At 63.2% G+C, this 25,846-nt stretch carries 23 protein-coding genes and 2 pseudogenes; 13 read left to right on the forward strand and 12 right to left on the reverse strand.

Translation table 11 applies throughout. The features are described from left to right. Nucleotides 1-118 precede the first annotated feature (118 nt). The 7 genes and pseudogenes from repA (at nucleotide 119) to QNO18_RS20515 (ending at nucleotide 9,704) form a co-directional block, all read left to right on the forward strand. Nucleotides 119-1,324: a plasmid partitioning protein RepA gene (gene repA, locus QNO18_RS20485; protein ID WP_283179374.1), complete on the forward strand. Its 1,206-nt coding sequence runs from the start codon at nucleotides 119-121 to the stop codon at nucleotides 1,322-1,324. Next, nucleotides 1,314-2,300, forward strand: a complete 987-nt coding sequence (repB, locus tag QNO18_RS20490; RefSeq protein WP_283179375.1) for a plasmid partitioning protein RepB — start codon at nucleotides 1,314-1,316, stop codon at nucleotides 2,298-2,300. The genes repA and repB overlap by 11 nt, the downstream gene beginning before the upstream one ends. A 676-nt stretch (nucleotides 2,301-2,976) precedes the next feature. Then, nucleotides 2,977-3,699 (forward strand): hypothetical protein, encoded by a 723-nt coding sequence (locus QNO18_RS20495; RefSeq protein WP_283179376.1) that lies wholly within the window; start codon nucleotides 2,977-2,979, stop codon nucleotides 3,697-3,699. Nucleotides 3,700-3,797: 98 nt separating this feature from the next. Further along, the gene (locus tag QNO18_RS20500) at nucleotides 3,798-4,478 is read left to right on the forward strand and encodes an SOS response-associated peptidase family protein (RefSeq protein ID WP_283179377.1); all 681 of its coding nucleotides are present in this window, start codon (nucleotides 3,798-3,800) and stop codon (nucleotides 4,476-4,478) included. Continuing rightward, entirely contained in the window at nucleotides 4,462-5,064 is a 603-nt protein-coding gene (locus QNO18_RS20505; protein WP_283179378.1) for a hypothetical protein, read from the forward strand. Before QNO18_RS20500 ends, QNO18_RS20505 begins: the two co-directional genes overlap by 17 nt. After that, nucleotides 4,991-6,466 (forward strand): DNA polymerase Y family protein, encoded by a 1,476-nt coding sequence (locus QNO18_RS20510; protein ID WP_283179379.1) that lies wholly within the window; start codon nucleotides 4,991-4,993, stop codon nucleotides 6,464-6,466. The genes QNO18_RS20505 and QNO18_RS20510 overlap by 74 nt, the downstream gene beginning before the upstream one ends. Continuing rightward, nucleotides 6,463-9,704: pseudogene (locus QNO18_RS20515) on the forward strand (error-prone DNA polymerase). Before QNO18_RS20510 ends, QNO18_RS20515 begins: the two are co-directional and overlap by 4 nt. Before the next feature lie 211 nt (nucleotides 9,705-9,915). On the opposite strand, the gene QNO18_RS20520 reads toward QNO18_RS20515, so the two are convergent. From QNO18_RS20520 to QNO18_RS20535, 4 genes are read right to left on the reverse strand one after another with little or no spacing between them, the layout of a single operon-like run. Next, nucleotides 9,916-10,314 (reverse strand): LuxR C-terminal-related transcriptional regulator, encoded by a 399-nt coding sequence (locus QNO18_RS20520; RefSeq protein WP_283179380.1) that lies wholly within the window; start codon nucleotides 10,312-10,314, stop codon nucleotides 9,916-9,918. After that, nucleotides 10,293-10,523, reverse strand: a complete 231-nt coding sequence (locus QNO18_RS20525; RefSeq protein WP_283179381.1) for a response regulator — start codon at nucleotides 10,521-10,523, stop codon at nucleotides 10,293-10,295. The genes QNO18_RS20520 and QNO18_RS20525 overlap by 22 nt, the downstream gene beginning before the upstream one ends. A gap of 46 nt (nucleotides 10,524-10,569) precedes the next feature. Continuing rightward, the gene (locus tag QNO18_RS20530) at nucleotides 10,570-11,718 is read right to left on the reverse strand and encodes a PAS domain S-box protein (protein ID WP_283179382.1); all 1,149 of its coding nucleotides are present in this window, start codon (nucleotides 11,716-11,718) and stop codon (nucleotides 10,570-10,572) included. Beyond that, entirely contained in the window at nucleotides 11,613-12,569 is a 957-nt protein-coding gene (locus QNO18_RS20535) for a PDC sensor domain-containing protein (protein WP_283179383.1), read from the reverse strand. Before QNO18_RS20535 ends, QNO18_RS20530 begins: the two co-directional genes overlap by 106 nt. 307 nt (nucleotides 12,570-12,876) lie before the next feature. Between QNO18_RS20535 and QNO18_RS20540 the strand changes: the two genes are divergently transcribed. From QNO18_RS20540 to QNO18_RS20550, 3 genes and pseudogenes are all read left to right on the forward strand, one after another. Then, complete coding sequence (locus QNO18_RS20540; protein WP_283179384.1) at nucleotides 12,877-13,773, forward strand: TRAP transporter substrate-binding protein; 897 nt, start codon at nucleotides 12,877-12,879, stop codon at nucleotides 13,771-13,773. An 84-nt stretch (nucleotides 13,774-13,857) separates the two neighbouring features. Further along, a complete protein-coding gene (locus QNO18_RS20545; protein WP_283179385.1) occupies nucleotides 13,858-14,490 on the forward strand; it encodes a TRAP transporter small permease in 633 nt (210 codons plus the stop codon). Next, a pseudogene (locus tag QNO18_RS20550) lies at nucleotides 14,487-15,801 on the forward strand (TRAP transporter large permease subunit); the annotation flags it as partial. The gene QNO18_RS20545 and the pseudogene QNO18_RS20550, both read left to right, overlap by 4 nt. Nucleotides 15,802-16,244: 443 nt before the next feature. Here the strand turns inward: QNO18_RS20550 and QNO18_RS20555 are convergent. The 3 genes from QNO18_RS20555 to QNO18_RS20565 are packed head-to-tail and all read right to left on the reverse strand — an operon-like array spanning nucleotide 16,245 to nucleotide 18,238. After that, nucleotides 16,245-16,481, reverse strand: a complete 237-nt coding sequence (locus tag QNO18_RS20555; RefSeq protein ID WP_283179386.1) for a hypothetical protein — start codon at nucleotides 16,479-16,481, stop codon at nucleotides 16,245-16,247. 4 nt (nucleotides 16,482-16,485) lie between these two features. Then, nucleotides 16,486-17,466, reverse strand: a complete 981-nt coding sequence (locus QNO18_RS20560) for a hypothetical protein (protein WP_283179387.1) — start codon at nucleotides 17,464-17,466, stop codon at nucleotides 16,486-16,488. A gap of 22 nt (nucleotides 17,467-17,488) precedes the next feature. Further along, nucleotides 17,489-18,238, reverse strand: coding sequence for a hypothetical protein (locus QNO18_RS20565; protein WP_283179388.1), 750 nt, complete (start codon nucleotides 18,236-18,238; stop codon nucleotides 17,489-17,491). A 186-nt stretch (nucleotides 18,239-18,424) separates the two neighbouring features. On the opposite strand from QNO18_RS20565, the gene QNO18_RS20570 reads away from it, so the two are divergent. Then, nucleotides 18,425-18,949, forward strand: a complete 525-nt coding sequence (locus QNO18_RS20570; protein WP_283179389.1) for a hypothetical protein — start codon at nucleotides 18,425-18,427, stop codon at nucleotides 18,947-18,949. Here the strand turns inward: QNO18_RS20570 and QNO18_RS20575 are convergent. Then, nucleotides 18,946-20,037 (reverse strand): hypothetical protein, encoded by a 1,092-nt coding sequence (locus tag QNO18_RS20575; RefSeq protein ID WP_283179390.1) that lies wholly within the window; start codon nucleotides 20,035-20,037, stop codon nucleotides 18,946-18,948. The two genes, QNO18_RS20570 and QNO18_RS20575, sit on opposite strands and share 4 nt — an antisense overlap. A 156-nt stretch (nucleotides 20,038-20,193) precedes the next feature. Then, nucleotides 20,194-21,432: an aromatic ring-hydroxylating dioxygenase subunit alpha gene (locus QNO18_RS20580; protein WP_283179391.1), complete on the reverse strand. Its 1,239-nt coding sequence runs from the start codon at nucleotides 21,430-21,432 to the stop codon at nucleotides 20,194-20,196. A 220-nt stretch (nucleotides 21,433-21,652) separates the two neighbouring features. Here QNO18_RS20580 and QNO18_RS20585 point away from each other — a divergent pair, with 220 nt between their 5' ends. Both QNO18_RS20585 and QNO18_RS20590 read left to right on the forward strand, forming a co-directional pair. Next, entirely contained in the window at nucleotides 21,653-22,852 is a 1,200-nt protein-coding gene (locus tag QNO18_RS20585; protein ID WP_283179392.1) for a PLP-dependent aminotransferase family protein, read from the forward strand. Between the two features lie 26 nt (nucleotides 22,853-22,878). Then, nucleotides 22,879-23,061: a hypothetical protein gene (locus QNO18_RS20590; protein ID WP_283179393.1), complete on the forward strand. Its 183-nt coding sequence runs from the start codon at nucleotides 22,879-22,881 to the stop codon at nucleotides 23,059-23,061. A 63-nt stretch (nucleotides 23,062-23,124) separates the two neighbouring features. Here QNO18_RS20590 and QNO18_RS20595 read toward each other — a convergent pair whose 3' ends face one another. From QNO18_RS20595 to QNO18_RS20605, 3 genes are read right to left on the reverse strand one after another with little or no spacing between them, the layout of a single operon-like run. Next, entirely contained in the window at nucleotides 23,125-24,816 is a 1,692-nt protein-coding gene (locus QNO18_RS20595) for an ABC transporter permease subunit (RefSeq protein ID WP_283179394.1), read from the reverse strand. Then, nucleotides 24,813-25,244 carry a TOBE domain-containing protein gene (locus QNO18_RS20600; RefSeq protein ID WP_283179395.1) on the reverse strand — a complete coding sequence of 144 codons (432 nt, stop codon included), beginning with the start codon at nucleotides 25,242-25,244 and terminating at the stop codon, nucleotides 24,813-24,815. Before QNO18_RS20600 ends, QNO18_RS20595 begins: the two co-directional genes overlap by 4 nt. After that, on the reverse strand, nucleotides 25,238-25,642 hold the full coding sequence (locus tag QNO18_RS20605; protein WP_283179396.1) for an ATP-binding cassette domain-containing protein: 405 nt from the start codon (nucleotides 25,640-25,642) through the stop codon (nucleotides 25,238-25,240). The genes QNO18_RS20600 and QNO18_RS20605 overlap by 7 nt, the downstream gene beginning before the upstream one ends. Nucleotides 25,643-25,846 lie beyond the last annotated feature (204 nt).

Consider the following 25,846-nt stretch of genomic DNA (forward strand, 5'->3'; position numbering starts at 1 on the left):
CGCGCAGGCATACGTGTAACGACAAAAGTAAGAAATGATCGCAAAGTGCGTTTCTGGGGCAGGATAAAGTACCTGCTTCACCGAGTAACGCAAACCTGCGACAGATCACGAGCGGACCATGACCCTACCTGTTCTTCACGACAAACTGAAGGCAGATGCCCACCTCCTTTCGGAGGCCCTGGAGCGTATGTCGAAGCTGTTCCTGGCGCCAAAAGAAGAAAAGACACTTCGCAGCTTTACCTCTTCCGAGGTCGCAGAACTTTTGCGGGTCAGCGATGGCTATCTGCGCAAGGCCCATTTCGACGGCAAAATCCCCGAGGTAGAGCAGGGCTCCGGCGGCAAGCGCCAGTATACGGCGGCCTCAATCATCGACATCCGTCGCATTCTGGCCCAGACCGCCAAAGACCCGTTTCAGTTCCTGCCCGGTCGCCGCGAGGGCGACAAGCTGCAGATCTGGTCCACCGTGAATTTCAAGGGCGGATCATCGAAAACCACGACGACCGTTACCCTTGCCATGCGGCTTGCGCTCCGCGGCTATCGGGTGCTGGTGGTGGATGCCGATCCACAGGCCTCGCTGACGACATTCTTCGGCTATCAGCCCGAAATCGACTTCCGCCAGGGCGGTACGCTTTATGATGCGATCCGCTACAATGATGGCGATACAACGCGTGTGTCGATCACCACTGTCTTGCGACGCACCTATTTCCCGGGGCTGGATCTGGTTCCGGCCGGGATCCTGCTCTCCGAGTTCGAAACCGAGACGCCAACGGCGCTCAGCCGGGGCGAGCAGCCTGTCTTTTTCAACCGTATCCGGGATGCTCTGCGCCAGGTCGAAGATGATTACGACATCGTTCTGATCGACTGCCCGCCGCAGCTCGGCTACCTGACAATGTCGGCGGTTTGTGCCTCCACCTCCCTCCTGATGACGATCACCCCCGAGCGGGTGGATCTGGCCTCGGCCAGCCAGTTCCTCATGATGGCCTCTGGTGTCATGGAAGTGCTGCACACCAACGGCGGCGCCGGCGCCTTTGACAATTTCGCCTATCTGCTTACCCGGTTCGACACGTCGATCAGCACCCAACAGGATCTTGCGGAGTGGATACGCGAGCTTCTCGGGACAAGCGTGATACCGACCCCCTTCGTGAAGTCATCGGCTGTCAGCGAGGCGGGATTGTCACAGCGCACTATCTTTGAGGTCGATCTGTCTTCGGTCAAAAACCGTAAGACCTTCGAACGGGCGCTGGATTCTGCGACCGGGTTTTCCAACGATATCGAGAAGCTCATTCAGGCGGCCTGGGGCCGGGAGGTGTCCGATGCGAAATAACATCCTGGCTCAAAGCCTCCGGAAAAGCCTTGAAGGCGGCGATAAGACAGCAGAGGTCGCAGCGCCCTCCCCTGCCCCCAATGCGGACGGCCCGAAATCCCTGAAGTCGATGGCGGATGTGCTGTCGAGTGTTTCCGCGCAGGCCCCCCAGGATGTCGATCCCGCAGAGATCGCCAACTCCGAAATCGCAGACCGGTTCGACGTACAGGACGGGCTGAGCGATCTGGTTGAGTCGATTCGTTCCTCAGGCCAGCAACTTCCGGTCATGCTCCGCCATCGCCGCGGCGCGGGACCCAGATACGAAGTGGTCTATGGCAGGCGCAGGATTGCCGCCTGCCGTGCCCTCGGCATCAGGGTGGCTGCCTATATCAAGGACATGAGCCTCGATGAGGCCCTCATGTCCCAGGCGCTTGAGAACTCCGCAAGGCTCGAACGAAGCTTCATTGAACAGGCTGTTTTCGCCGCCAAGCTCGAGGAGGCAGGGTTCACTGCCGAGCGCATCTGCCAAGCGCTTGCCATCGATTCAAGCACCCTCAGCCGGTTGCGGACTGTTGTGCGCGACATCCCTGATCAGCTCATTCAGCGCATCGGAGCGGCCCAGGGCATCGGGCGCCGTCCCTGGATGGAGCTGCGCGACCTGATCAAGGGCGCCAACGACAAGGTCGTCAAAAAAGCGGTCAGCATCGTCCCGGAAAGCGGATCAGCGGCAGAACGGCTGGAAGCGGTCATCAGCGCCCTGTCTTCGGGCAGCATCAATGACGAGCCCAAAGCTCAACGATCCCGCCCGGCGCCACAGCGAACTGTCATTGCGGGTTCTGTCAGCTGCCATCTGGCGACCGGAAATCTGGTTCTGCGCGCAGATCGAAAACAGGATCGTGCCTTCCTCCGCTATGTAGAGGAGCAGCTGGCCCAGCTTTATTCTGATTGGTCCAGCGCACAGACTGAAACCTGTAACTCATTGATTTATAAAGATTGACCATGGTCAATCGGCGAAATCGACCCCACAGGCAAATCACGAGAAAAGGAGCAGACTTCAGGCAAAAAGAAACCCCCGAAAGCGGTGAGCTAACGAAGGGTCCCTGTAACTTCAGCACTTACTAGGTACCCCCAAAATCGAATCAGCGCAACACCGATTTCGGTGAACAGACTTCGTTTGCCGTCTGAAATCGCATGAAGCACATCACATCCACGGCCCTTGCGGCCGGGGCACAGGAAACTTGTGCCAAATCCGCGGAGCAGTCGCTTCCCGGGATGGGGTCGATCACCCTGCAGCCGGCGTTCCGGCCGATCTCGCGGCGTGACATCATGGCCGCGGTCAATACCTGCGGCCGCGATCTCGGCATTCGGCAAGGGGCGGTTGTTGTCCTGGACGCTCTGCTGAGCTGCCTGCCCTGCCAGGGCGCGGATGGGCGCGAAACCCTCGTGTCACCGGCCACCCTCCTCACCATCTATGCCAGCAACGAAACCCTGTGCTTCCGCGCCAGGGGGCTCACCGACCGTCAGCTGCGCCGGCACATAGAGACGCTGGAAACCGCCGGCCTGATCCTCCGCCGTGACAGCGCCAATGGCAAACGCTTCCCGGTGATGCGGCATGGCAAACCGATCGGCGCCTTCGGGCTCGATCTCTCCCCCTCTTCGCGCAATCCGACGCATTGCTCGCGCTTGCCCAGCGGCGCCGCGAAGAAGCAGATGAGCTGCGCGGGCTGCGGGCGCAGATCCTCAGGCTCCGCGCGGCCTGCGCCGAACTGCATCTGGATGCGGCCCTCACCGTCTTCATCGACGGGTTGCGCAACCTGGTGCGCCGCACAACGCTTACCCTTTGTGAGGCGCGTACAGCCCTCGCCCGGCTGACCACGGTCTTCTCTTCTGATATCCCGCCTCAGTCAGCGCAGGATCCTCAGGCAAGGCGGGATGAGCCCCGCCTGCCGCCGAATGCGGGGCCAGCGCACTCCGCTTGCCACCCGGAGAATACCCTCGACCACGACAGGGCTGAACCCATGGAAGAAGCCCCTGCCACACAAGACACATGTTCCGCGGCGTCGACCAACCAAACGCCCGCCTCTGACGGACGAAATGTCCGCCACATAGAGCAAGAGTCAGATACAAAAAAAAGAAAGAAGGAACCCGGATCACCTGCCAGCTGGACGGCCTTGACCGAGGTCAGCGCTTTCTATCCCGAACCATCCACCGCTCAGGACGCCACCCGCATCGCGTTTGAATTCGGAAAGATGCTGAGAATAAGCCAGGACATTCTGGCAAGCGCTGCGAACCGGCTCGGGCTGTGGGGGCTTCTGAGCCTCGAAGACCGCATGGCAAAACAAATCGGCTCCATCCTCAACCCTGATGCCTATGTCCGGTCCGTCCTTCGTGCCTGAACCCACGCATCCAGACCAGATCGGACAGATAGACCGCCCGAAAGGAATCAGATAGGTTCTTTGATTGTTCTCGTGCGGGAACACTGCGAGGTGAGATCATGTGCAACCTTTACGCCCAGACCAAAAGCCAGGACGCGATGCGCCAGGTCTTTCGTGATGCGTTGGGCCAGGACGAGGAGCTTATCGATACCACGGGCAATCTCGCGCCTGCTTCCGGTCTCTTTCCCGACTATCCGGCACCGATCATTCGCCACGGTAACGGCCGCAGCTGGACCCTGACCACCGCCCGATGGGGCATGCCGACCCCATCAGTCTATCTGACCGGCAAGCGCACGGATCCGGGCGTCACGAATATCCGCAATGTCGGATCGCCCCATTGGCGCCGCTGGCTCGGAGCAGAACATCGCTGCCTCGTTCCCTTCACCAGCTTCTCCGAACCTGATGGCCGACCGGGAGCACCTCGCAACAGCGCGGTCTGGTTTGCCCTCGGCCAGGACCGGCCGCTCGCCTTCTTCGCCGGCATCCGTACCGAATGGACTTCGGTCAGGAAACTGAAAGAGGGCGAAGTGACCGCGGACCTTTTCGGTTTCCTGACCTGCGAGCCCAATGCCGAGGTTCGGCCCGTGCATCCCAAAGCCATGCCGGTGATCCTGACGCGCCCCGAAGACTGGCGCTGCTGGCTGACCGCGGACACCAATACGGCGCTGCAACTGCAGCGCCCGCTCCCCGACGGACAGCTGCAGATCGTGGCGGAGGGGCACCATGCAGACCCTGCGTAAGCGGCTTACATATGAGAGCCATGCGGACCCGCTGCACCTTCTGAACAGCCGCGTTCATGAAGTCGAAGGGCGCGGTCGGATCGGGTTTGCTCTCTTTCAGGCCGCCCGGCTGACAGGGCCGGTCTTCTGGATCATGCTTGCGCATGACCGGGACAGGCTGTTACCGGGATCCCTGCCGGAAGGCGTTGCCGGGCGGCTGCATTTCATCGAGGCTCCGGGTGAGACGGATCTGCTCTGGGCCGTTGAAGAGGCTTTGCGGGCGCGGCCGGTGTCTCTGGTCATCGCGGCGCCGGAAAAGCCCATCACGCTGACCGCGGGCAGGCGGCTCCAGCTTGCCGCCGAAGCCGGGCACACCACGGGCCTCATGCTGATCCAGGAAGGCAAAGGCAGCAATGCCGCCGAGACGCGCTGGAAATGTGATCCGCTGCCTTCACCTCTGGACTCGACTCGCCATCGCTGGATCCTTAATAAGAACAAAAAGGGAACAACCGTATTCTGTGATGTGAACTGGAATGGCGCGACGGCTGCTGTCCATCTGGTTCCCCAGGCTCGCGAGCGATGTCAGCCTGAGGATCCGCCCGCTTGATGGGCCTTTTGCGTTGACGCTCAGGGCGTCGAACGCGGAACATCTGCATTGTCTGAACAAGGCCGCCACGGCGGCAGGCCTCCATCCCGGCATGCCGCTCGCCGATGCGCGCGCGGTTTGCCCTGCGCTTTCCACCCGTCCGGCCGATCTGATCCGCGAGGGCAGGGCGCTTGAGGGCCTGCGACGGTGGGCGAGCCGTTACGGACCACATGCAGCGAAAGACGGAACGGATGGGCTGGTCGTCGATGTCTCGGGCGTGCCGCATCTTTTTGGCGGTGAGACAGAGCTGCTTGCCGATCTCGAGGCGTGGTGTGAGCGGACAGGCGTTTGTGCAAAGAGTGCCATAGCGGAAACCCGTGGCGGCGCCTGGGCCTTGGCCCGCCATGGCGGCGGCGTGATCCCGGAAGGCGGGCTCCTGGCCCGGCTTGGGCCGATGCCGGTCAGCGCGCTTCGGATCGAACCTGCAGTTGCCGAAGCTCTGATCCGGCTTGGGCTGCACAGGATCGCTGATCTGACCACCGTTCCCCGGCCGCCCTTGGCGCGGCGGTTCGGCGCGGATCTTCTGCGCCGCCTTGATCAGGCGCTCGGGACGCAGTCCGAGCCGGTTGCGGCCGGGGCGGAGGCCCCGCATTTCGGGGTGCGGATGATCCTGCCCGATCCGATCGGGCTGACGGCGGATGTCATGGGCGTGCTCGACCGGCTGCTCATCCGGCTTTGCGACAAGCTGGCATTGGCCCGGATGGGCGCGCGCGCGGTCCGGCTGGAGCTGCAGCGCGTGGACCGCTCGGCGGCGGTGGTCGATGTGGGGCTTGCCCGCGCAATGCGCGACCCGGCCCGGATCTCGGCTTTGTTCTTCAAAGGGGTCGATGAGGTCGATTCCGGTTTCGGGATCGACGGGTTGCGCCTCACCGCCACAATGACCGAGCCGCTGGCCCCCGAGCAGATCGGCAATACAGAAGCGCGGGCCGGGGATGAGCTCTCAGATCTGATCTCCCGGATCGGCAACCGGCTCGGGTTTGATGCCGTGCAGCGCTTCCTGCCCGCCAGCAGCCGCATTCCCGAGCGGAGTTTCGTGACCGTTCCCGCCGCCTCTGCGCCGCCGGTGCCGTTCCCGCAGGGGCGGCGCCCCCGCCGGCCCGTCACCCTCTTTCCCGCAGAACTGCTGACCCAGGTCTCGGGCAACCCGCCCGCGCGGTTCAGCTGGCGCAGGATGGGCTTTTCCACATTGCGGGCCCATGGCCCGGAGCGGATCACGCCGGAATGGTGGTGCGACGACCCGGCCTGGCGTTCCGGCGTGCGGGATTACTGGCGGGTAGAAACCAGTGAGGGGCCACGGCTCTGGCTCTTCCGCACGCCGCAATCGGGGTCACGGGACTGGTATGCGCAGGGGGTTTTCCTGTGACCGCCTATGCCGAACTTTGCGTGACCTCGAATTTTACCTTCCTGCGCGGGGCGTCCCACCCCGAGGAACTGGTGAAACGCGCGGCCGATCTTGGCCTCACGGCCATCGCCATCACCGACCGCAACTCGGTCGCGGGGGTGGTCCGGGCTTTTTCTGCTCTGAAGGAACTCGCGCGGGTTGCGCAGGAGACAGGCCAAAGCCAGGCAGGGCAGGAGGCTTCTCTGCCCCGCCTGATCCCCGGGGCGCGCCTCGTGCTGACCGACAGTCCTGTGGAATGGCTCGCGCTGCCAACCGATCTGGCCGCCTGGTCGCGGCTCACACGGCTGTTATCGCTCGGGAAAAGGCGCGCTGAAAAGGGCAGCTGCCATATTGGCCTGGCCGATCTCGAGGAATGGGGCAGGGGGATGATCCTGATTGCCCTGCCGCCCGATCCGCTGGAAGAGAGCGGCTTCGAGCAGGATCTGCTCCGGGTTTCCGCCCGCTTTTCCGGTCAGTGCTTCCTTGGTGCGGCCCCCGTCTATGACGGGCAGGATCAGGAAAGGCTTGATTGTCTGGCCGGGATTTCGCAGGCGACCGGCCTGCCCAAAGTCGCGGTCGGCGATGTGCTGATGCACCGATCAAGCCGGCGCCCTGTCGCTGATGTGCTGACCTGTATCCGCGAGGGCTGCACCATCGACAATATCGGTGACCGGCGCCTTGCCAATGGAGAACATCGCCTGAAATCCGGCGAGGAACTGTCCCGTATCTTCCAGCGCTATCCGGCGGCGCTGCGCCGCACGGTCGAAATTGCCGACCGCTGTACCTTCCGCATGGACCAGCTGCGCTACCGCTATCCTGATGAGACAAAAAACGGCGAGCCCGCCCAGGCCCGCCTTGAGCGGCTGACCCGCGAGGGGCTGGCCTGGCGCTATCCGGACGGCGCGTCCGAAAAAGTCATGTCCGGCATCGAAAAGGAACTGCGCCTGATCGCCGAGGTGGAATATGCGCCCTATTTCCTGACGGTCTATGACATCGTCAGCTTTGCGCGTTCAAAGGGGATCCTTTGCCAGGGCCGGGGTCTGCCGCCAATTCCGTGATCTGCTACCTGCTCGGCATCACCGAAGTGCCGCCCGAGAGCATCACCCTGATTTTTGAACGCTTCATTTCGAAAGAACGCGGCGAGCCGCCGGATATCGATGTCGATTTCGAACATGAGCGCCGCGAAGAGGTGATCCAGTGGATCTATGAGCGCTACACCCGCGAATGCGCCGGGTTGACCGCTGTGGTGATCCATTTCCGGGCCCGCGCCGCGATCCGCGAGGTCGGCAAGGTCATGGGGCTGAGCCAGGACGTGATCGCCCGGCTTTCGGGCCAGATCTGGGGCTGGTCGTCAGAGGCCCCCGGCGAGGATCGGCTGCGCGACGCGGGCCTCAGCCCCGAAGACAACCGCGTGGCCCTTGCAGTGAAGCTGATCGCCGAGATCATCGGCTTCCCCCGGCATCTCTCGCAGCATGTCGGCGGCTTCGTCATCACACAAGGAAGACTGGACGAACTCTGCCCGATCGAGAATGCCGCGATGGAGAACCGCACCGTCATCGAATGGGACAAGGATGATATCGACGCGCTCGGGCTGTTGAAGGTCGATGTGCTGGCGCTCGGGATGCTGACCGCGATCCGCAATGCCTTCGGCCTGATCAGTCATCACCGGCAAGAGCAGCTGACGCTCGCGAATATCCCACCCGATGATCCTTCGGTCTATGACATGCTCTGCCGCGCGGATGCGATCGGGGTGTTCCAGGTCGAAAGCCGGGCTCAGCTGAATTTCCTCCCCCGGATGAAGCCGCGGAAATTCTATGACCTCGTCTGCGAGGTGGCCATCGTCCGGCCAGGCCCGATCCAGGGCGGCATGGTCCATCCCTTCATCAACCGCCGCCAGGGCCGTGAGAAGGTTGAAGATCTTTGCCCGGCCATGATGGAGGTGCTGGGCCGCACTTATGGCGTGCCACTGTTTCAGGAACAGGCGATGCAGATCGCCGTTGTGGCAGCCGGTTTCACCCCGGCCGAGGCCGACCGGCTGCGCCGCTCGCTTGCCACTTTCAGACGGATGGGCACCATCGGTGGCTTCCGCGACCGTTTTATCAACGGCATGGTCGGGCGTGATTATGGCGCGGATTTCGCGGCCCGCTGCTTTGCCCAGATCGAGGGCTTCGGCTCTTACGGCTTCCCTGAAAGCCATGCGGCCAGCTTTGCGCGGCTGGTCTATATTTCGGCCTGGCTCAAGCGCCACCATCAGGCGATCTTTACCTGCGCGCTGCTGAATGCCCAGCCGATGGGGTTCTACGCGCCGGCCCAGCTGGTGCGCGATGCGCGCGATCACGGTGTCGAGGTGCGCCCCGTCTCGGTGAACGAGTCCGTCTGGGAGTGCACCATCGAGCCCCGGGCCGATGGATCGCACGCGTTGCGGCTTGGATTTTGTCAGGTGAAGGGGATGCGTGAAGAGGATGCGGAATGGATCAAGGCCGCGCGTGGCAATGGCTATCCCGATGTCGAAAGCGTCTGGCGGCGTGCGGGGCTCAGGCCCGACGCGCTGGACCGGCTGGCAGAGGTCGATGGTTTCGCAGGACTTGGTCTCTCGCGGCGGGATGCCCTCTGGCAGGCGAAAGCGCTGAAGGCGCCAAAGCCGCTGCCGCTGTTCGGCCTCGATGGGGAAGGCGGGCAGGAGCCGGTGGCGCATCTGCCCCGGATGACGCTCGGCCAGGAGGTGATCGAGGATTACCTGTCCCTGCGCCTCAGCCTGCGGGCGCATCCGCTGGAACTCCTGCGCCCCAATCTGCCCGAAAGCCTGCCGGCGGCTTCGCTCCTGCACGCGACAGGCCGCATCCGGCTCACGGGCCTGGTCATCACCCGCCAGCGCCCGGGCACCGCCTCGGGTGTGGTCTTTCTTACCCTTGAGGACGAGACCGGTACCGCGAATGTCGTGGTCTGGAAGAAGATCTATGACGCTTTCCGCCCCGCCGTGGTGGCGGGGCGGCTTTTGCGGGTGACGGGGCGGATCGAGCGTGACGGACAGGTCACCCATCTGATCGCGGAAGCAATCGAGGATCTGTCAGCGCGGCTTTCAACCATCGGGCATCAGCTGCGGATCGGGGCCGAAACCGAGAGGGCAGGGGAGACCGTCAGGCCGACGCGGACAGCGGGCAGGGCGCGGCATCCGAGAGAGCAGGCGAAGAAGCTGTTTCCCAGCCGGGATTTCCATTGAGCAACCGCGCGCTGAACTGATCCTTCCGTATGGAGGTTTCTGTGCCGGTATCGAGGCTGATATCAGCCCCTTTGATGCCTGCCCCTATTCTTCGCGGTCCAAAGCGCAAACCGGCCTGTAATGTCTTTGCGGCAGGCTGTCGTCTGGCAACCCAGCCGGGCCCGGAAGAGCCGGGATCCCCGCTGCGCTGAGCTGATCGCGGGACCTGCCTTCAGGGATCAGGGCTCAGCGCCCGCCCCCGCGCGGCGAGTTCAAGGGCATTGCGTACCCCCATCTTGCTCAGCACCTTTTCGCGATGCGCCTCGACCGTGCGGATCGCAATCCCAAGCTGATCGGCAATCTGCTTGTTCATCGCACCCGTCAGCATCAGGTCCATCACCTCGGCTTCGCGCTGCGACAGCGAGGCGCGGCGATGGTCGAAATCGCGCCGATGCGCCGCCTGGGTCTGCGCGGCGAGGCCAGCGGCAATCGCGCGCAAAGCGAGATCAACGATGTGATTGTCATTGAAGGGTTTTTCAACAAAATCAAAGGCCCCGGCCTTCAGTGTCCGTACCGCGATGGGCACATCGGCATGGCCGGTCAGAAAGATCACCGGCACCACCGAGCCCATGGAATGCAGCCGTTCATAGACCTCGGGCCCCGACAGGCCCCCATGCGGACATCCATGATGATGCAGGTCATATCCTCCAGCGGCTGCGCGGCGAGAAAATCCTCGCCCGAGGCCCAGAGCCGGGTTTCGATATCGCGCGAGGCCAGCAAAAAGGCCAGCGCGTCGCGGATCGCCTCTTCATCGTCAACGATGTCAACCAGTCCGGTCATGCATCCCCCCTGCTCCCCTCAGCTTTTCCCTCGCCTGCGCCGGATCTCATGGCCGGCAAGGCGACCGTGAACACCGTTCCCCTGTCCGCGCTTCGCGCCAGGTCAGGCTGCCGCCATGCACTTCTATGATCGAGCGGCAGATTTTCAGACCCATTCCCATACCCTGCGGCTTGGTGGTGGCAAAGGCTTCGAAAATGCTTTCGCGCAGATCGGCAGAGATGCCCGCGCCGCAATCGTCGACCTCAAGCACCACCTTGCCCGGCGCTTCCGACAGCCGGACGGTGACCGCATCGCCATGGCGGGTCTCGGCCATGGCCTCCATACCGTTGCGGATCAGGTTGATCAGCACCTGTTCCAGCAGGATGCGGTCAGCGGCCACCTCTTGCCTGACCGCGCCATCGCGCAGAAGCCTGACCCGGTGTTCGCGCGCATCGGCCTGCAAAAAGCCCAGCGTTTCATCGACCACGGCGCTCAGGTCAAGCGGCTGGAAATGCGGCTCGCGCTTTTTCACCAGATCCTGGATCCGCCGGATGATCTGACCGGCGCGGTCGGCCTGACGGGCCAGTTTTTCTGTGGCGGTCCGGAGCACCTGAGGATCGGCTTTCTGGCGTTCCATCAGGTTCAGCATCCCCGCCGCATAAGAGGCGATGGCCGCCAGCGGCTGGTTCAGCTCATGCGCCAGCGTCGAGGCCATCTCGCCCAAAGTCACCAGCCGGCCGGTCCGCGCCAGGGTCTCATCCTGCAACCGGGTGCGCCGGGCCGCGCGGCGCGCCTCGGTGATGTCGATCACCGAGCCCATCCAGCCGCGATGCGCACCCATCGCGTCGATCAGCGGCGCCTCATAGACTTCGATGTCAATCTCGCGCCCGTCGCGTGCAACGAAACGGGTCTCGAAGCGCTGGCTGACCGCGCCGCCGGCGGCAAGCTGGCTATGGCGCTCCTGCGTCTCGGTCAGGATCGAGGGGTCCCAATAGGGCATTGGCGGCTGATGCCCTATCAGCTCCTCCGCCTCCCAGCCGACCAGATTGCAAAAGGCCGGATTGACGAAGAGAATGCGCCCGTCATGGTCCTTGGCGCGCAGACCCACGGTCAGGCTTTCCTCCATCGAGCGGCGAAAGGCGGTCTCACTCCAGAGCCGCATCTCGGTCTCGCGGCGTCGTTTCGACGAGCGGTAGAGCACGCCAAGCGCCAGCACCGCAAAGGCCGCAAGGGCGGCAATGGCGCCGAAAAGCGCGGTGGCGCGGAAGGCTCCGGCGCGGTATAGGCGCTGATATGCAGCCAGGTTCCCCGCAGCGGCGGATCGAAGCTGATGATATGTTTCGGATTTTCCGGGGCTGCTTCAAGACGCTGGCGGCTGGCCAGAACATTTCCGGACAGATCGACCAGCACGACGCCATATTGTTCGGCGATCCACCAGGGCAGATGGCGCTCCAGCACGCGGGGCAGGGAAAGCGTTGCGGTAACCACGCCCTGGCCTTCAGCCAGCGGCACGCCGATGGTCACCAGACCATCGCGCCCGACCGCGCCATAAACCGGGCGGATCGCCCCGGTGGGGCTGGCAAGGATCCGCGTGACCAGCGCGGCATCCGCCTCTGAACCAATGGCGGGCACCGCTGATCCGGGGGCGCCATCGGCATCAAACCACAGGATCGAAACCACTTCGGGATTTGACGTGATATGGCTGCGCGTCCTTGCAGCGATCACCTGATCCGACACGCCGCCGGCATGATCCAGCGCCAGCCGGACCAGCATATCCTCATCCACACCCAGCTGGAACCGCAGGGTCTGTTCGACCCAGAGCGCATCGGTCGCGAGTTTGTCGCGGGCTTTCTCGCCCTCGTCGCGGGCCACCAGCCAGACCAGCGCCCAGACCATGCCGACCAGCGCGATGATCGCAAGCAGCGGCACCAGGGACAAGAGATCCACACGCCTGCGCGGCGGATGCGCGATCTCCATCGCCCAGGAGCCACCACGCGGCGCCGCCCGCCCGGGTTGATCGGGAGAGCCGGGCCGGGCGCGGGCACTCAAAGGCGCGGCCTCAGTCATTAACGGGTCCGTGACCGTATCGCTTCACCCTTTGCTCCTGTTGCCGGGATCCTGTGTTGCCATATCTGTTTGCCCCCGCGCCCCATACGCAACTTTCTTGCCTTATTGCGGAATCCACAATAGCGAAACCGTGATCACGCTGGCAAGGAAGCAAACGGAAATCCCACGGCAGGAGGGCGGTGGGATCTGAGGAGGATATCATGATCACTCGTCGTTCACTTGCCGCTCTGGCCGGCGCCGCTGCTCTCGCCCTGTCCGTGCCGCCCCGGCCCTGGCTCAATCTGTCACCATCAAATTCAGCCATGTGGTGGCTCCCGACACGCCCAAGGGCAAAGGGGCCCAGAAATTCAAGGAACTGGCCGAGAAATACACCGAAGGCGCGGTGCTGGTTGAGGTCTATCCCAACAGCCAGCTTTACAAAGACAAAGAAGAGCTGGAGGCGCTGCAGCTTGGCGCCGTTCAGATGCTCGCGCCCTCGCTTGCGAAATTCGGCCCATTGGGCGTGCAGCAGTTCGAGCTGTTCGATTTGCCCTATCTGATGGCGGATTACGACGATCTGCGGAAGATCACCGATGGCGAGATCGGTCAGGAGCTTCTGGGCCTTCTCGATCCCAAGGGCATCAAAGGGCTGGCCTATTGGGATAATGGTTTCAAGATCATGTCTGCCAATTCGCCGATCGAAAGCACCGATGATTTCCTCGGCCTGAAGATGCGCATCCAGTCTTCGAAGATCCTTGAGGCGCAGATGCTGGCGCTGGATGCGGTGCCGCAGGTGCTGCCTTTCTCCGAGGTCTATCAGGCGTTGCAGACCGGTGTGGTCGACGGCACTGAAAACCCGCCCTCGAATATGTTCACCCAGAAAATGCATGAAGTGCAAAAGCATGCAACGCTCTCGAACCATGGCTATCTCGGTTATGCGGTCATCGTGAACAAGGCCTTCTGGGACGGTCTTGACCCTGCGATCCGCGAGCAGCTGGACCGCGCGATGGAAGAATCGACCATCTATGCCAATTCCATCGCCCGCGAAGAGAATGAATGGGCGATGGCCGAGATGATGAAGGCCGGCTACACCACCTTCCACGAACTGACCGAAGACGAGCGCGCCGAATGGATCGCGCGGCTGCGTCCGGTCCATGATGAGATGGCGTCCCGGATCGGCGCTGATCTGATCGCCAAAGCGCATGGCGTGCTCGGCATCGAATAATCCCGTCTGACAGATTTCCCTGCATGAACCCGGGGGCGCGGTCTCTCCGCGCCCCTTTTTGATCCCCTGACACGAGGTTTTGCCATGTTTCTGCGCATCCTCGACCGTTTCGAGGAGGTCCTGATCTCGGTGCTGATGGCAGCCGCCGTGATCCTGATCTTTGTTGCGGTCTTCCATCGCTTTTCGATCGGCTATGCCGCCGATCTGGTGCGCTATGCGCGCGCCAATGATATGCCCGAACTGCAATCCTGGGCGCGTTCGGTCTATTCCTCGATCAATTCGATCAAGCTGACCTGGGCCCAGGAGGCCTGTATCTATCTCTTTGTCTGGATGGCGAAATTCGGAGCCGCTTACGGCGTGCGGATCGGCATCCATGTCGGCGTTGATATGGTTGTGCTGAAGCTTGATGCCAAATGGCAGCGGATCGTGACGATCATTGCCATGTCGGGCGGCATCCTGTTCACCGCGATCCTTGTCTGGATCGGCACGACCTTTGTTTACCATGTCGGCGTCGGCGGCCAGATCTCGGCTGACCTCGAAATGCCGATGTGGATCGTCTATCTCGCGGTGCCGCTCGGCTCGGCGCTGATGTGTTTCCGCTTCATCCAGGCGCTGCATCTTTATGTCACCACCGGCCAGATCGTGCATCACGAGCATGGTCATGTCGACGGCATGGATGACGCGCCGGCACCCGCCAATGGAGGTGCCGCGAAATGACCGCACTAATCATCTTTGCCATTCTGACCGTGCTGCTGGCGACCTCGATGCCGGTGTCCATCGCGCTTGGTCTGACGGTGTTCAGCTTCCTCTATTTCTTCACCTCGATCCCGATGGACAGCATCGCGCTGAAGCTGTTCACCGGCATTGAGAAATTCGAGATCATGGCGATCCCCTTCTTCATCCTGGCGGGGAACTTCCTGACCCATGGCGGGGTCGCGAAGCGAATGATCGCCTTTGCCACTTCGATGGTCGGGCACTGGCATGGCGGCATGGGTCTTGCGGCCGTGGTGGCCTGCGCGCTTTTCGCAGCGATTTCGGGGTCAAGCCCGGCGACCGTGATGGCCGTGGGGTCGATCATGATCCCGGCCATGGTGAAAATGGGCTATCCGCCGCAATTCGCGGTCGGCCCGGTGGCGGCGGCCGGGGGGCTCGGCATCCTGATCCCGCCCTCGATCGTCATGGTGATGTATGCGGTGGCCACATCGGGGATGATGGCGACCGGCCGGATGGCGAGGTCGTCTTCTCGCCCTCGATCGGGCAGATCTTCATCGCGGGCGTGGTGCCGGGCTGATCCTGGCTGCAATGTATGCGGCGACCACCGTCTGGCGGGCCTGGAAGAACGGCTATCCGCGGCTGCCACGCGCCGGCTGGGCCGAGCGCTTTGCCGCGTTTCGCAAGTCGATCTGGGGTCTTTTGCTGATCGTCATCATCATGGGCGGCATCTATGGCGGTATCTTCACCCCGACCGAAGCCGCAGCGGTCTCGGCGGTCTATGCCTTTGTGATCGCGGTCTTTGTCTATAAAGACATCCGGATGCGCGATGTGCCGAAGGTGCTGCTGACCTCGGCGGCGATGTCGGCGATGCTGCTTTACATCATCACCAATGCCGTGATGTTCGCCTTTATCCTGACCTCGGAACAGATCCCGCAGCATATGTCGGACTGGATCGTCAGTCTGGGCTTTGGCAAGATCGGCTTCCTGCTGATGGTCAATATCATGCTGCTGGTGATCGGCATGGTGATGGAGCCTTCGGCGATCATCCTGATCATGGCGCCGATCCTCTATCCGATTGCGGTGAAACTGGGGATCGACCCGGTCCATTTCGGCATCATCCTGATCGTCAATATGGAGATCGGCCTCGCCACTCCACCGGTCGGGCTCAACCTCTATGTCGGATCAGCGATTTCGAAACTGGGCCTGACCGAGGTTTCGAAATCGGTCGTGCCCTGGCTGCTGACCGCGCTGGTTTTCCTGATGATGATCACCTACATCCCGGAAATAACGCTGTTCCTGCCACGACTTATGGGATGTAGCGACGATCTGCGGCGGATCTCGTCCGTGATCTGCAATCTCGCGGCCTGCTTTGGGTGGGTCGCGGGATTTGTATATTTCCCCCCGGCGCTTTGCCCTCATATGAGACCAGCGCCCATATGCGACGGTCGCCGGAACGGTTGCCAGCTTCTATTCTTCGCCGCAGACCTGCTCGCGCCGGAGGCAATGATAGAAGGACCCTCTCACGATGAAGGTCAGATCCTGGCCGGGACGATTGTCATCGCGGATGATCAGCCTGATATCCTGACGCAGTTCCGGGTCGGTCGGCCTCGATGATGCGGGCCATGTGGTCTTTGCCGCAGGAATATCCACCGGCCGCACCACGATCCTTGTCTTGCTGGCCCGCAGGATCTGCAGGTTGGAGCCGCCGCGCCTGGTTCCGATGATCCAGCCCTGAAGGCTGTCGATGCCGCTCTCGGTCAATGCGACGCCGGTGATCTCGAACTCCTGCGCAGGGCAAAACGGATGCCTTTGGTCTTGCCATCCACGGCTGTGATCCCGCTGAGGCGACCGATTTTGCCTGGAAATTCCGGCAGTTCTTCCATCACAGGCTTTTTCGGTCGGAAGAGGGTGTCGGCATCCGCAGGCGCTGTGGCCTCAAGGGACATCAGCGGAAGGGCAAGCAATGAGAGGGCAAGGGTGATCCTGCGCAGCATGGCTTCAGTTCTCCACTTCAGGGATAAGGGTTTCGGGGGGTGGCAGATCGCCGGGGATCGTCCAGAGCGTGATGTTGGCCCCGACCTCGCCCGTGGTTGTCAGGCGCAGCCATCGCGGCCCGGGCTCGCCGTCCAGCGGCGCGATGCGCAGATAGCCCTCTAGGCCGCTTTCCTGGCCAGAGTTGCTGTCGATTATCCATTCGGCAAACGGTGTCCCGGCCCCGCTGTCCGGGGTGGCGGTCCAGAGGATACCATCGCCGCCGCCGTCCGCGAGGCCTGCCGCGATCGCCAGCCGGATCGCGATCAGCGCCGTGGATTGCTGGGGAAGTTCTGCCTCGCCAGACATGGGGGCAGCCGTTGCAGGCCGGGCGCCATAGGCCATCGGTGGCAGCGGCTGTTCATCGGCGGGGGCGGGTGCCCAATCGGCAAATCCGGCCAGCTGCCCGACGGCAAGACAGGCCTGGGCCGGGCAGAGCGCCGCGTCTGCCTCGGCTTCGGTCAGCTCGTGCCGGGACGCCGAGAGGATCAGCGCGGCGGCCTTTGCGACGGGTTGGGTTGCGAAGCGCCAGCTGACATGCGGCCCCAGCCCGAATTCCTCGGGCGCGGCGACATTTTCCGCGCCATAGGCCGCGATCAGTTCGGCCCGTGTGGCGGGGCCGAGATTGTAGCGCGTCACCTCGATGAAAGAGACCGGGATCTCGCCGGACCAGGTCACCCCTAGGCGCGCTATGTAACGGCTGCGCGGCAGCGGGGCCTCGCTCAGCTCGACCAGCAGCAGCGCTTTTTCGATGGCTGTGACATCGGCATCCTTCTGCGCCAGGCCGCGGTCAGCCAGCGCGGCGTCCAGCGCCTGATCCAGTGCGGCCGGGTCAACAGGCGCATAATCTGAAACACGCGTGAAACCCTGCGCGAGGCTTTCAGGGTCGGCACTGGCGGGCCAGGCAAGGGTCAGGCTGAGGCAGATCGCAGACCAGAATGGGCGCATATTCGGGTTCCTTTTCGTAAGGTCATGGCAGGAACGGGCCGTAGCACCGGCCGGCCTCGTTATTGTAGATACAGGCCCCGCCGCCGCCATCGGTCCGCGCGCCGGCGGTGAAGACGATCTTGCCCTGTGTATCGGCGACATTGATAAGCCCGCCGGACCCGGTCTGATTGCTTGTCAGCAGCACCACAGGGTCGCCACCCCGCGCGATGCCGACCTCTCCGCCGCCGCCCGCCAGACCATGGAGGAAGCCGGCGATCCCGCCTGCCGCATCATGCACCCGCACTGCGCCTGCGCCGCCACTGCCTGCCGCTGCGCCGATGATCACGGCAGGTTTCCCTTCGGTCGAAAAGATCCGGATCGCGGAATCAAGCCCCGCTTTCAGCCCGAGATGCGAGATCTCGGTCCCCTCATGCGCGACCGAGACGCCCGCGCTGTCCTGCGCCGCGATCAGGTTCACGTCATTGCCGCCCATGACGACCGTCGCCACGGCATTCTCCTGCTCAAGGATCAGGCTGATATGGCGGTTTTCGTCATAGCGCATATCGATGGCCAGCCGGTCGCCCCGCGCGCCAAGCGAGATGCGGCCACCGGATTTGCCGGTCAGGATCAGCAAAGGGTCGCCGCCATGGTCTTCGACACGCATCAGCGTCGCGCCGGAGGCGCTTACAACCGTAAAGGGGGCGGTGATGCGGCCCAGCTGCTGCAGCGTGGTCTGCGCCTGTGCCACCATGGCAAGGCACAGCGCCACGGCGCCAAATCCGCTGGCCGTCATCAGACAGCCTCTCGTGAACTCCCGCATCCCGCCGCTCCCTCAGATCAACCGCAAGCGGGGCCAAGGCTAAGACGGCAGAAAAGCCGCTTCATCATTCATCTGGATGATGCGAACCGCATCCCGAGCCATTCTTCTTTTCCGCAGATCCGGAACCCTGTGCCGGGATCATGCAGATGGAGATTGAAAATGATGAGATTTCTTGTCGCCGCGACGCTGGCACTCAGCGCGGCAAGTGGTGCCTTCGCCCAGACCTTTGATCCCCTGAAGGGGGTGGTGAAGCCTAAAGCCGGCTCGCTCCTTTCCCTGCCAGAGCTGAAGGACCTGCCGCGCATCACCGTATCGCCGGGCCTTGCGGGGAAAATGCCTGCGGGGGTCAGAGGCAAAGGCTGCACGTTCTACGAACATATCAACGGAAAAGGCGCAGACTGGAAGAAACCCGTTGAATGGCAGGCGACGAGCCATACCGGCGGCACCGTCACTTCGGTCTGGGCGCAGACCATGCCGACTTTGGGCGAATGGTGGAATGACCGGATTTCCTCGGTGCAATGCGACAGCGGACCAAAGCTGATCTGCACCGCATTGCTGTATGAACATGTCAATTTCAAAGGCAGTTATGTGGTGGTCGATGGCCGCAGCGGGCGGCAGAACATGCCCGCCTCGTTCAATGACAAGGCCTCGTCGATCCAGATCTACTGCGCCGATCTGCGTTAATCCGCGATCGGATGCCCCGAAAGGCCGGCGCGCATCAGCAGCACCATCAGCTCTGCCTGCCGCTGCGTGCCGGTCTTTGCCAGCAGCGCCCGCAACTGCGAGCGCAAAGTCGCGATACTGACACCGGTCTCACCTGAGATCTGGCCGATGGTCGCGCCGCGCATCAGATTCTGCGCCAGTCGGGCCTCGGCTGCGGTCAGGTCGAACAGCCCGCGCAGGATGCTGCCATCGGCGGCCTGCCGGTCGTCAAGGCTGTTGATCACCACAAGGATCTCGGCCCCCGAAAGCAGATCATGGGCCTGTCCGCGCAGCGGCAAAGCATGGACCACCATGGCCGGCCGCTCGTCCGTTGCCGGCACCGGAACGGATCGCAGCTGCGCCGGAGCCCCGCCCAGCCCGGCCTCAAGCGAGGCCTGAAACAACCGGTTCGCCAGATCATGCGCCAGGGCCAGCCCGCCGCGCGCCAGCGGCACCAGCACCGCGTGATCCTGCGCCAGCTGATTGACCGCCAGCACCTGGCGGTTGCGGTTGATCACCAGCGCCGCCAGACCGACCGCCTCCAGCGTGCCCAGCGTTGTTTCGGCAATCGTCATGCCAAGACGCGCAGACATCATCATGGCCCGCGTCAGATGCGGGCGCAGCTGATCCAGCAACGCGACATGTTCGGGCTGATGCGGGCCATTGTCATAGGCGCGGTCGATCGTCAGCACCGCAAGCTCCTGTGTCAGCAAGGGCGCCACGGTGCCAACCTGCCAGCCAAGCCCGAAGCTGCGCAGCTCGCGCTGCTGACAGTCACGGCCGAAATCCTCGACCGGCAGGAAGTCGATATCGCGCAGGAACCCGAAATGGTTTTTCGCCAGCGCCCTGGCGGGCCGGCTGTTCGCGCCGGTGCCGCCGCTTGCATAGGCCGCCATTGCCGCCGCGACCTTGTCGGATGCCACAAAGCGGGGCGGGGCCGAAGGCGCGCCGGCAAAGATGACGCCGCCCTCGGATCCCGTCCGCAGCGCCAGCTGCTCCAGAACATCTGTCCAGACCGAAGGCACAAAAGCCGCCTCATAAATGCGGTCAATCAGCGGCGATAAAGGCATATGCTTTCCCGGACTGCTGCGCTTTCAGCAGTGAACAAGACTCCGTCAGATGTGTCAAATTAGTACTTACAGGGTCATCTTTACCGGCCCGCCTGTCTTGCTTTCGCACCCAGCCAGACAGCAGCGTTCACCGGCTTTTGCGGCAGAGCGGCGCGGTCAGCCCGCCGCCCGGCCCATCCCGGCCAGATACCATTCCACAAAGCGGCGCTGGCGCCCTTCCATCACGGCCAGCGGGCCGGGCTGGTAATAGCGCGAATTGACGCCTTTCTGGTTGTCCTCGGTGATGCGCTTATCTGCCTCGGAGGTCACGACCCACATCCAGGACAGCGCTTCGGGATCGTAGTCGCGCCCCGCCTCGGCCTCGCCATGCACCAGCCAGAGGATCTCCATCTCGCATTCGCTCACCCCATGGGGGATGAACCGGTAGATCACCGTATGATCGGGATAAGACAGGCTGTAGCTGACCGGCCCCATATTCAGATAGGTGGTGCCGCCGTCATAGTGCGTGAACTGTCCCATCAGTGGCGCGACCGGCGCGCCGCCGGCACTGCCGCTGCTCGCGCCGTCAAGCAGGGCAAAGCGCTTGCACCAGACCGGTTCGCGACCCTCACCGGCTGCAATGCCCCAAAGATCCGTCTCGGGCAGATCAAGGCCCTGGGCAACCGCCGCGGTCTGCATCGCGGCAAAAAGACCGGCGACCTTTTCGGGCGACTGATCGTTGGAATGGATCCCGCTGAATTCGGGATGCGAGGGGCCGCAATGATAGCATTCCAGATAATTCTCGACCGCGAGCTTCCAGTTCGCCGCGATGCGCCAGCTTTTGCGCAGGGCCACTTTCGCGGTCTCCCAGCCATAGGCGCGGGCGACGGTGGCGATCACCTCCTGCGCCGCAGAAAAATCCGGCGGCTGATCGGCGAAGGTGAAGAAAATCAGCCCGCCGGCGATCCTGACCTGCAACTGCCGCAGCCCATGATCCTCGCGCCCGAATTCCGGGCCCATGTCGCGCGCCGCCCGGAGCGAGCCGTCCAGATGATAAGCCCAGGCATGATAAGGGCAGATGAACAGCCGCGCATTGCCAGAGCGTTCCAGACAGACGCGCGATCCGCGATGACGGCAGACATTGGCCAGCGCGCGGATCTCATTGTCGCGGCCCCGGACCAGGATCACCGATTCCCCGGCGAATTCGACGGTGAAGAAATCGCCGGGCGCGGCCAGGCTGCTGACATGGCCGGCGCAAATCCAGTGGCGGAACAGGAAGCGTTCCAGATCCTCGGCATAGATCGCGGGATCGGTGTAGAACGGCTGCAAAGGTGAGCGCCCCGGCGGCTGCAGCGCCAGAAGTTTTTCGATCCGGGACCCGATGGTGGCGGCGGCAAGCGGGCTGATTTCGGTCATCGTGGCTGTTCTTTGCGAAGAGGGTGAAGGGGAGATGCAGGCGGCAGGGCAATCAGAACAGATGAAATTTTTATCGTTCGCGATCACGCCCGTTCCGGCGTGTCGCGCGGCCTGCCGCGCAGATAAGGGCTGTTCCTGAAAAGATTAGCGTGCTGCGTCCTTGTTTCCTATCAGCAGATCCCCTCATTCTCGATCAGTACAGATTGAGAAAAACCAGCTGATGACCAGATACGAGAAAGTGGCCGGGATGATCACCGCGCGCATCGGAGCGGGCGCTTTGCGGCCGGGGGATCGTCTGCCCTCGGTGCGGCAGATGAGCCGGATCACCGGGTTCAGCGCGGTCACGGTGCTGCATGGCTATGAGCTTTTGGAAAGCCGTGGCCTGTGCCGGGCGCAGCCGCGCTCGGGCTATTTCGTCACAGCCGTTCCGCCCGCGCCTGACAGCCTGCCCGATACCGCCCCTGACGACAGGGCAGAGGATCTGCACAGCCAGCTCCTGCGTCCACAGCAGGACCGCCGGTTCGAGACCTTTGGCGCCATGTGGATCTGTGACGATCTGATCCCGCGCGCCCAGGCCGACCGCATCATGCGCCAGTCGCTGCGCACCGGCAGCCGCCGCCTCGCCGAGGGGCTGGAGCCCGATGGCGATCTGCGGATGCGCGAGGAGATCTGCCGCCATATCGCCCGCCGCGGCACCTTTGCCCAGCCGGGTGAGATCCTGATCACCGGATCGGCGATCCAGGCCTGCAACCTCTGTCTCGACAGCTTTACCCGGCCGGGCGATACCGTGCTGGTCGAAAGCCCCGGTTATTTCCCGCTGCTGGCCACGCTGCGGCGGCGCGATCTGAAGGTGATCGAAATCACCCCCGATCCGCTGCGCGGCCTTGACCCGGAGGAATTTGCCCGGCTGCTGGCAGCGCATCCGGTGCGCGCCGCGATCCTGACAGTGACCAACCATTTTCCAACCGGCGTCACCTGCCCGCCAGAGGTGATGGAGCGGCTTGTCGCCATCGCCGCGCGGCATGGCACCGTGATCATCGAGAATGATATGTTTGGCGATCTTGGCTACCGGCCGGGCCCGCGCGTCACACTGCGGCATTTCGATCAGGGCGCCACGGTGGTGCAGATCGGCAGTTTCGAATTCACCCTGCCGCCGGAATATGGCTATGGCTGGGTGGTGGGGGGGCTGCACAAGCGCGATCTGCTGGTCACCCATTACATGAACGGCCACCGTCTGCGCGACGGTTTCGTGCAATGGGGCATCGCGCGCTATCTCTCGGGGCGCAGCTATGACCGCCAGCTGCGCAACCTCAACCGCATGCTCGCGCGCCGGATGCAGGAGGGCCGCGCGATCCTGACTGAAGCCCTGGGCGGGCGGGGCGCACTTTCTGATCCGGCGGGGGCTTCACCTGCTGGCTGAGCCTGCCCGCGCCGCTGGATCAGGGCGTGCTTTTGCGCGAAGCGGGCAAGGCCCGGACCAGTTTTTTGCCCGGCACGATCTTTGCGCCTGTCACGCCTGATCCCGGGGCCAATTTCGCCGCGGCGCTGGCGCTGAATTTCTCTTTCCGCTGGACCCAGGAGACCAGCGCGCGGCTGCACCACCTCGCATCGCTTTTATGTGCCGGCTAACATCGCGTATTCTTAGTGCCGCAGATCCGGTTTGCAGCGGCGCTGCAAAGCATGACCATCCCGTCAGGCTGCACTTTCTTCCCTTCCCGGGCGGCCATTAACCCGCGCCTGCGCCAGAAGGAGCAGACGCATCAGCCCCATGGCGGCCAGCACAGTGAGCATGATCAGCACCGAGAAGGCGGCGGCCTGTGTCGATGAACCTGCCTGATCCAGCCGCATCACCGAGACCGCGCCGACGCTCAGCTTCGGGGTGATCAGGAAAATCACCGCCGACAGCGTCACCATCCCGCGCATGAACAGGAAGAAGAACACCGAAATCAGCGTTGGCACCATGATCGGTATGATCGCATCGCGCAGGTTGGCCCAGACACCGCCACCGATCGTGGTCACGGTCTCCTCAAGCTGTCGCGGCACGTTGCGCACGCCCGTCACCATCGTCAGGAACCCCTGCGAATGGTAATGATAGAAGTTGCAGAATGCGATCAGCAGGGCCGAGCCGTAAAGAATGCCGGGAAAGACCGGCTTCACATTGAAGGACAGCACGTAAGACAGCCCCAGCACCAGCCCGGGCACGCCAACCGGAATGATCGCCAGCAGATAGACCAGCCTTGCCGGGCCGCGTGACATCTTGCGCTGCGCAAGCACCAGGGCGAAGAGCATCAGGGTGCCAAAGGTCGCGGTGATCAGCGAGGCATAAAGCGAGGTCCAGAGCGGATCATAGGCGCCATGGGTGGTGATATTGTAGTTCTTCAGCGTGAGGCTCATTTTATAGGGCCAGAGCTGCACAAAGCTTGCGAAGATCACCACCGCGACAATCGCGATCAGGAACAGCGCGGTCAGGTAGCTGGCGGCCCAAAGCGGAATATCGCGCGGCGCCCAGCGGTCGGGCTCGACCGGGATCGCGCCTTCCTGGATGCCGCCGCGCTGTGCGGCGACTTTTTCAAGATAAAAGGCCAGCAAAGTGGGGATCAGCAGTAGGATCCCGACCACCGCGCCCATGTTGAAATTCATCTGGCCGACGACCTGAGCGTAAATCTCGGAGGCCAGCACCCGGTAATTGCCGCCGATCACCGCCGCATTGCCGAAATCGGTGATGGTTACGGTGAAACAGACAAAACCCGCGCTCAGAAGGCCGAACCGCAGCGATGGCAGCGTGATATCGACAAAACGCCGCCAGGGCGAGGCGCCCAGTACCAGTGCCGCATCATATTGACGCCGGTCGGCATAGCGCAGCGCGACCGCAAGGATCATCACGGCCTGGGGCAAGGCATACATCGAATTGGCGATCACCAGGCCGGGCAGGCCATAGATCTGCATTTGCATCCCGGTCAGGTAATTCAGCAGGCCATTGCGGCCAAACATGAAAATCAGCCCGAGCGCCTGCACCAGCGAGGGCGCGAGCAGCGGCAGGATCAGTGCCAGCGAGACCAGCCAGCGCAGCGGGATCCTGCTGCGGCTCATCGCATAGGCGATCACAAGGCCAAGACTGACACAGATCAGCGCGGTCAGGCCGCTCATCACCATCGAATTCCACACCACGCGCCAGAGGTGATCAAGCGCGAGGATCTCGCGGTAATTGCCGAACCCCACCGCGCCGTCGCGTTGCAACAGGCTGCGCCAGATCACAATCGCCAGCGGATAGAGGAAGAAGAGCGCCAGCCCCGCCAGCGGCACCAGCAGCACCACGCGCTGAAAGAGCCGCTCTTCAAACGGGGTATCCAGGCCGCGTGTGACGGGTTTGCCGGCCGCGCTCATGGCTGAACCCAGACACCGGCGCCCGGCTGGAGGCTGAGGTCAACCGAGGCGCCCTCGCCAAAGCCGGGCAGGCGGTGGGTTTCGGCCAGGATGGTTTCGCCCTGCCAGTCCACCTCGACGCGGCTGACATTGCCGAGGAAGGTGATCGACCGCACCCGGCCCGTGGCCGCCGCATCCTCGCGGATAAGCACATCTTCAGGACGCAGCGCGAAAAGGCTGTCGCCCTGGCCCTGGGGCGGTGTGACGCCGAACCCCGCCGCGCGCGCGGCGCTTAACATGGTCGAGCTGCCAACGAAGTCGGCGACAAAGCGGGTCGCTGGCCGTGCGTAGATTTCCGCCGGAGAGCCGATCTGCTCGATCCGGCCTGCGCTCATGCAGACCACGCGATCCGCCATGGTCAGCGCCTCTTCCTGGTCATGGGTCACCATGATGGTCGGATGCCAAGCCGCTTTTGCATCTGACGGATCTCGGTCCTGAGCCCGGCCCGCACCCGTGCATCAAGCGCCGAAAGCGGCTCGTCCAGCAGCAAAAGCGCAGGCTGCACCGCCAAGGCGCGCGCAATCGCCACCCTTTGCTGCTGCCCGCCGGAAAGCTGCCAGGGCAGGCGGTCGGCGAATTGTTCCAGTCTGACCAGCGCCAGAAGCTCTTCGACCCGCGCAGAGATCTCGGCCCGCGGGCGCTGCCGCAATTTCAGCCCATAGCCGATATTCTGCGCCGCAGTCATTTGCGGGAACAGCGAATAGGACTGGAAGACGATGCCAAAGCCGCGGTCCCGCGCCCCGATCGTGGCAAGATCGCGCCCGCCCAGGATCATCTCGCCGGTCAAAGCTTTCCAGCCCGGCGATCACCCGCAAAAGCGTGGTCTTGCCGCAGCCCGAAGGCCCGAGCAGACAAACGAATTCACTGTCGCCGACCGAGAGATTGATCTCGTTCAGCGCCTGAAATGTGCCATAGAATTTCGACAGCCCTCGGATGTCCAGGGTCATCTTACCTCACTCAAAACCAGAATTGCTTTGGACCGGAGACCGGT

Source organism: Gemmobacter sp. 24YEA27, from assembly GCF_030052995.1.
In the GTDB taxonomy this organism is placed as follows: domain Bacteria; phylum Pseudomonadota; class Alphaproteobacteria; order Rhodobacterales; family Rhodobacteraceae; genus Pseudogemmobacter.

Coding starts and splice junctions, on each gene's coding strand:
- QNO18_RS20575 (WP_283179390.1), bottom strand. CDS start 20,037: ATGCCTTTATCGCCGCTGATTGACCGCATTTATGAGGCGGCTTTTGTG.
- QNO18_RS20580 (WP_283179391.1), bottom strand. CDS start 21,432: ATGACCGAAATCAGCCCGCTTGCCGCCGCCACCATCGGGTCCCGGATC.
- QNO18_RS20520 (WP_283179380.1), bottom strand. CDS start 10,314: ATGGGCTCGGTGGTGCCGGTGATCTTTCTGACCGGCCATGCCGATGTG.
- QNO18_RS20555 (WP_283179386.1), bottom strand. CDS start 16,481: ATGCTGCGCAGGATCACCCTTGCCCTCTCATTGCTTGCCCTTCCGCTG.
- QNO18_RS20570 (WP_283179389.1), top strand. CDS start 18,425: ATGATGAGATTTCTTGTCGCCGCGACGCTGGCACTCAGCGCGGCAAGT.
- QNO18_RS20600 (WP_283179395.1), bottom strand. CDS start 25,244: ATGGTGACCCATGACCAGGAAGAGGCGCTGACCATGGCGGATCGCGTG.
- QNO18_RS20500 (WP_283179377.1), top strand. CDS start 3,798: ATGTGCAACCTTTACGCCCAGACCAAAAGCCAGGACGCGATGCGCCAG.
- QNO18_RS20560 (WP_283179387.1), bottom strand. CDS start 17,466: ATGCGCCCATTCTGGTCTGCGATCTGCCTCAGCCTGACCCTTGCCTGG.
- QNO18_RS20535 (WP_283179383.1), bottom strand. CDS start 12,569: ATGACTGAGGCCGCGCCTTTGAGTGCCCGCGCCCGGCCCGGCTCTCCC.
- QNO18_RS20525 (WP_283179381.1), bottom strand. CDS start 10,523: ATGACCGGACTGGTTGACATCGTTGACGATGAAGAGGCGATCCGCGAC.
- repB (WP_283179375.1), top strand. CDS start 1,314: ATGCGAAATAACATCCTGGCTCAAAGCCTCCGGAAAAGCCTTGAAGGC.
- QNO18_RS20585 (WP_283179392.1), top strand. CDS start 21,653: ATGACCAGATACGAGAAAGTGGCCGGGATGATCACCGCGCGCATCGGA.
- repA (WP_283179374.1), top strand. CDS start 119: ATGACCCTACCTGTTCTTCACGACAAACTGAAGGCAGATGCCCACCTC.
- QNO18_RS20565 (WP_283179388.1), bottom strand. CDS start 18,238: ATGACGGCCAGCGGATTTGGCGCCGTGGCGCTGTGCCTTGCCATGGTG.
- QNO18_RS20510 (WP_283179379.1), top strand. CDS start 4,991: ATGGCGCGACGGCTGCTGTCCATCTGGTTCCCCAGGCTCGCGAGCGAT.
- QNO18_RS20595 (WP_283179394.1), bottom strand. CDS start 24,816: ATGAGCGCGGCCGGCAAACCCGTCACACGCGGCCTGGATACCCCGTTT.
- QNO18_RS20545 (WP_283179385.1), top strand. CDS start 13,858: ATGTTTCTGCGCATCCTCGACCGTTTCGAGGAGGTCCTGATCTCGGTG.
- QNO18_RS20505 (WP_283179378.1), top strand. CDS start 4,462: ATGCAGACCCTGCGTAAGCGGCTTACATATGAGAGCCATGCGGACCCG.